The following is a 5248-nucleotide window of genomic DNA, read 5'->3' on the forward strand; positions in this document are numbered from 1 at the left end:
TGTCTCCGGCGGCCCCGTAGCGGTAGATCAGGGTCACCAAAAGAGCCGGCTGCAGCCAGCTTTCCCCCCAGTGCTGCAGGATAAACTGCGGTGCCAGGGTGATCAGATCCAGACCTTGGGCCTGGGCAGTTTCCAGCAGGCGCTCCACCAAGCCTGGCTGGGGGCGGGTATCGGCGTCGATGCCCAGGATCCACTCAGAGGCCGGATCCGACTGGAGAAATCCGTAGTGCAAAGCCCAGGGGCGGCCCACCCATCCGCCGGGGAGGGGATCGTCGGTCAGCAGGCGAAAGCGGGGATCCCGCTTGGCCATCTGCAGCACTTTTTCGGGGGTGCCATCTTGAGAGCGGCTGTCCACCACCAGCACCTCCCGCAGGACGGAGCTCTGTTGGTGCAATCCTTCCAGGCAGGGATCGATGCGCTCGGCTTCGTTGAGGGTGGGCAACAACACGCTGACCAAGCCCGGCTGCAAAGGGATCCCAGGCTGACCGGGAGGCAGGGGGGAAGGGCGACGCAGAGATGGCAAAAGACGAGCCAGCAACACCGCCAGCATCGGCACTTGCATGACCAGTAGGCTCAGGGCGGCAGCATCTCCAGCCCAGGCAGGGATCCCGTTCATGCCAGTTCTAACCTGTAAGGGAAAAGTGTCCAAGAATGCTTGCAAGAGAAGCCCAGGGAGGACAAACTCATACTCATGGTGATTTAGCAATTCAAAATCAGTCTGGTTGCATCGTGCCTGTGCCCATCCCCCCTCAAACCTGACGGGCTTTTCATGGATGTCTTCATCCAGCTCAGCCACAAGGGATCCCCTGTTACGGTTGTGAAATTGCACAGTGAAAGGCTCAACGCCGCGATTGCCCGCGAGGTACGGAAAGAGCTAAGCCAAATTCTCACCGAGAAACCGGGGCATTTCTTGTTTGATCTTAGTCAGGTTAGCCTGATCGACAGCATGGGGTTGTCGGTTCTGGTTTGGGCGCATCGCCATTGCCGCGCTTCGGGCTATCAACTCAAGTTCTGCAGCCTGCAGGAGCAGGTCAAGCTGCTCTTCTCCATCACCGGCTTGGATGCCATTTACGAGATCTACCCCTCTGTAGAAAAGGCACTTGAGTCTTTTCCGTAGCTCTCCCTATCGGGTCAACTGAGAACCGTCAGGGATCAGCTTCTCAACACCTGGATTAGCCTAACGGTTGAAAACCTGCTCAGGGGGAGGGGTTGCTGTTTTGGTTCTCGACCGTCTGGGGCCGGTTCACCTGGGCATAAACTTCTGCCTGTTGCCGAATCTGCTCCCGAACTTGGGGCGGGGCCAGCCGGGCTGCTTGCTCAAACAGCTCAGGCGCTTTTGCCCGTAGGTTTTCATCGGTGGCGGAGCTGAGGGCTATGGCTTTGCCCAACACGGGGGTGAAATCACTGGGATCCGCCGCAATCAACTTGTCGTAGAGGACTACAGCTTTCTCAGTCTGGTTGTTGCGGGCGTAGACAAAGGCCAAGCGCAAACGTACATCATTATCTTCCGGCACTTCTTCAAGATGCTTCTCCAGCAGGGCAATGGCCTCAGAGGTGCGGCCCAGGGTTAGCTGCACATCCACCAACTGCTGCAGCACCTGGCCATCTTTGGGATCCCCCTCGTAAAGGATCTGGAGCTGTTCTAATGCCCCTTCAAAATCCCCCGTATCCTGTTGGATTTGGGCCAAAAAAGCTCGCAGTTGCCGATTTTCGGGCTCCAGTTCCACCAGCTTCTTCAGCGGCTCAATGGCCCCTTGCGGCTCGTTCAATTGCAGTTGGGTGTCGATCAACCCCCGCAGGGCAATGGGGTTATCCGGCTCCCGCTCCAGCACGACGCGATAGCCGTCTGCCTGGGCCCGCAGTTGCTCGGTTACCAGGCTGGCCTCTGGAGATTTGGAAGGCCCGAGGGCCTGGAATAGCGGGCCAAAGGAGAAGCCCAAGAAAGTTACCGTGCCCACCACCAGCAGCAAAATGTTGAGGAGCTTGCGGGCTGGGGATTCTTGGGGTTTGGACTGAGGCATAAAGGGCTCGCGCAGAAGACTCCTCTGTACTCTATCATCGGCGCCGGGGCAGGCTGCGGGGTGAGGTTACCCAATACCCAAAACTTTTGAAAACAGCATCCAAGGGGAGGGCAATGCCGTACTGAATTTAGGTAGTGCTGAATCTTTTTGCCACCCCTCACTCCCTCTTAACCATGCGGATCACCTGTTACCCCGACAACCTCACCTTGGAAGCCAATCCCCTGCTCACGGTTCTGGAAAATCTGCTCAAGGCGGGGGTGCGCCATGTCCATGCCTGTGGGGGCAATGCCGCCTGCTCCACCTGTCGCATCCTGATTTTGGAAGGCAGCCAAAACTGCCGCAGCATGACTCCTGCCGAGAAGAAGTTAGCTCAACGGCTAGACCTTCCTGTACATATTCGTCTGGCCTGTCAAACCCGCATCACTGGAGATGTCACCCTGCAACGGCTGGTGATCGATAAAGCAGATGTGGAAGTGGCCCAACATCAATTGCAGGCCCATTCGGTCGGCAGCCAAGTCACCGCCGCCATTCTCAGCGCTTCCCTGCGGGGGACGGCCAACTTCGACGAGGAGAACTTTCCCTACGATGTTGTCTACACCTTGGGTCGCTACTTCGCCCAAATGGGGGCCTTGGTGCAGCAATATGGGGGAGTACTGGCCAACCAGAGCGGGCTGAGAAGTCTGGCTTTGTTTGGTCTCAAACAACCCGAGCTGGCCATACAGCAGGCGCTGCAGGCGGGATTGGCGCTTGGACAGTCGGTGGCGGAGTTGAATAGGTCTCTGCGGCAACTCTCCTACCCCCAGGTTAAGCTCACCCTCGGGATCCACCACGGCCCGGTTCTTCTGCTCCCCCTCGATCCCCAAGATCCGCAGCGGCTGTCTGCCTTTGGCAAGTCGGTCAATGTTGCCACCTGGCTGGAGTCGGTTGAGGATTTTTCGGAAGGGGGGGAACAGACTGAGGAACAGAGCTTTCGGTTGCTCATCTCGGCAGCCGTGTATCGAGCAGTGGAAGGGCAACTCCTGCAGGTGGAGCCTCTTTCGGTGAAACCCGTTCCCAACGCCAAACCCATCCGAGTTTACAGGGTGCACCCTGACCAAGTTAGCTTGCCGGCTGGCGAGGAGGAAGCTCCAGAAGCAGCCAAGCCCGAACCGATTGGATGGCTGGAAGCGCTCCGGGAATGGCTACAGGCTTGGTCTCGTTTTTGAGGGATCCCTTCAGGCAAAAACGCCATCCCTTTGCTGCACCTGGGCCCTCAGGTAGGGGATCCCCATCCGGTGGCAGTAGTCGCCGAAGCTCTCGCCAGGACGGCGCTCCTGCTTGTAGACCTGCAGGAGAACTCTCATGAGCGGCACGATCTGGCTGATGTGTACCCGATCCTGAAACACTTGCGCCAGGCGATCCCCCTGCGGGCTGGCTCCCAGCCAAATCTGGTAGTAGCCATCGGGGGCGGATCCCACCAATCCCAGTTCCGCCAAGTAGGGTCGGGCACAGCCGTTGGGGCAGCCGGTCATGCGCACCAAAAAGGGCGAATCCTGCAGATCCAGCTCCTGCAACAGCCGATCCAACTGGCGAACCAGCCCCGGCAAAGCCCGCTCCGACTCGGTAATCGCCAACCCACAGGTGGGCAGGGCAGGGCAGGCCATCGACAGCCGCACCAGTTGGGGGATCTCTTCCTTGGAAAGCACCCCGTGGGATTTGAGGATCTGGTTGATGGCCTCCCGCTGGCCATCCTCGATGTCAATAAAGATCACGTCCTGAGTGGGGGTCAGCCGCATGTCCAGAGAAAAGGCTTCCACAATCCGGCGCAGTGCCGTCTTGAGCTGTCGCTCTGGGGTGTCCTGGATACGGCCATTTTCGATGGAAATGCCCAAAAACCAACGGCCATCCCCCTGCTCGTGCCAGCCTAGGTAGTCGTCGCTGTTGGGGACAAACTTGGGTAGGGGGCGAAACCGGGGCAATTTTTCCCCCACATACTCCTCGACAACGCGGCGAAACTTGCGGATCCCCCAGTCTCTCACCAGATACTTCAGCCGCGCCTGCTTGCGATCGTGCCGGTTGCCGTAGTCTCGCTGCACCGCCAAAACGGCCTGGCAAACCCGATACACCGATTCCGGCGGGGCAAAGCAGAGCTTTTGGGCCAAAAGGGGCTGGGTTTCTTCCTTGCCGTGGGTACGCCCCATGCCCCCACCCACCACAATGTTGAAGCCCTTCAAGTTGCCCTTGCGATCCGTGAGCACAATCAAGCCCAAGTCCTGGGAGTACACATCTACCGTGTTTTCCCCAGCTACGGTGATGGCTGTCTTGAACTTGCGGGGCAAATAGACGGGGCCATACAGAGGTTCTGGCCCCTCCAGGCGCACCCCGTTGCCCACAAACTGCTCTGCTTCCCGCACTTCCTCATCCACCGGTGGGATGGGAACCGGCTCCCCATCCACCCAGATCTCGTAGTAGGCAGAGGTCTTCGGAGCCAACAGATCCGCCAGCTTGCGGGCATACTCTTGAGCATAGCGATAGGCAGGGCGATTTTTGTAGGGGGCAACCGGTGCCATCACGTTGCGGTTGACATCGCCGCAGGCGGCCAGGGTGGATCCCATCTGTTTGAGAATGCTGGCTATGGTGGCCTTGAGGTTTTTCTTGAGGATCCCATGCAACTGAAAGGTTTGCCGCGTTGTGGCTCGCAGGGTGCCATTGCCGTACTCATCGGCCAGCCGATCCAGGGTCAAGTAAAGCTGGGGGGGCACGTGTCCCCCTGGGATGCGGGTGCGCAACATCATCGAATAGGCCCGCTCCAGCCCCTCCTGCTTTCGCTGCTGCCGCCGATCCCGGTCGTCCTGCTGGTAAGCCCCGTGAAACTTCAGCACCTGCACCGCTGCTTCGCTGAAGTGGGTGGTGTCTTGGGCCAGCTCCTGCTGAAGGGGATCCCGTAGAAAGTGGCTGTCTGCCTTGATCTGCTCCACCTTGGAACGCTTGGCCTCGGATGGGATCATAGGGGGCATTGATAATCTCCAGTAAACCGGTCGGAATACTTGTGAATAACAGGCTATCACCTCCTTTGAAGAGCGTCCAGTTGGAAAAGTCAGCCTCTTATCCGGGTTTTGTTCCAAACCCGCAAAGCTTGTCATTTGAGTCAGCTGGAGATGTCGGCGCTGCTAGCTGGCCAGGGCTAGGCGGGCACCGTACTCCTGCACCGACCACAGTTGCCAGGCACAATTCCCCTGCAGCTCCAA

The 5248-nt window shown here is 58.7% G+C and carries 5 protein-coding genes; 2 read left to right on the top strand and 3 right to left on the bottom strand.

The features are described from left to right. Positions 1-616, bottom strand: a 616-nt coding sequence (locus NW819_RS02915; protein WP_414412832.1) for a glycosyltransferase family 2 protein, incomplete at its 3' end; no start/stop codon positions are given. Between the two features lie 153 nt (positions 617-769). Between NW819_RS02915 and NW819_RS02920 the strand changes: the two genes are divergently transcribed. After that, on the top strand, positions 770-1117 hold the full coding sequence (locus NW819_RS02920) for an STAS domain-containing protein (protein WP_414412833.1): 348 nt from the start codon (positions 770-772) through the stop codon (positions 1115-1117). Between the two features lie 79 nt (positions 1118-1196). On the opposite strand, the gene NW819_RS02925 is transcribed toward NW819_RS02920, so the two are convergent. Next, positions 1197-2021, bottom strand: a complete 825-nt coding sequence (locus NW819_RS02925; RefSeq protein ID WP_414412834.1) for a tetratricopeptide repeat protein — start codon at positions 2019-2021, stop codon at positions 1197-1199. Between the two features lie 173 nt (positions 2022-2194). Between NW819_RS02925 and NW819_RS02930 the strand changes: the two genes are divergently transcribed. After that, the gene (locus tag NW819_RS02930) at positions 2195-3226 is read left to right on the top strand and encodes a 2Fe-2S iron-sulfur cluster-binding protein (RefSeq protein WP_414412835.1); all 1032 of its coding nucleotides are present in this window, start codon (positions 2195-2197) and stop codon (positions 3224-3226) included. Positions 3227-3235: 9 nt separating this feature from the next. Here the strand turns inward: NW819_RS02930 and NW819_RS02935 are convergent, their stop codons facing one another. Next, on the bottom strand, positions 3236-5017 hold the full coding sequence (locus NW819_RS02935; RefSeq protein ID WP_414412836.1) for an NADPH-dependent assimilatory sulfite reductase hemoprotein subunit: 1782 nt from the start codon (positions 5015-5017) through the stop codon (positions 3236-3238). Positions 5018-5248: the final 231 nt, after the last annotated feature.

The organism is Synechococcus sp. R8-2 (assembly GCF_047461715.1).
Classification (GTDB): Bacteria; Cyanobacteriota; Cyanobacteriia; order Thermostichales; family Thermostichaceae; genus Thermostichus.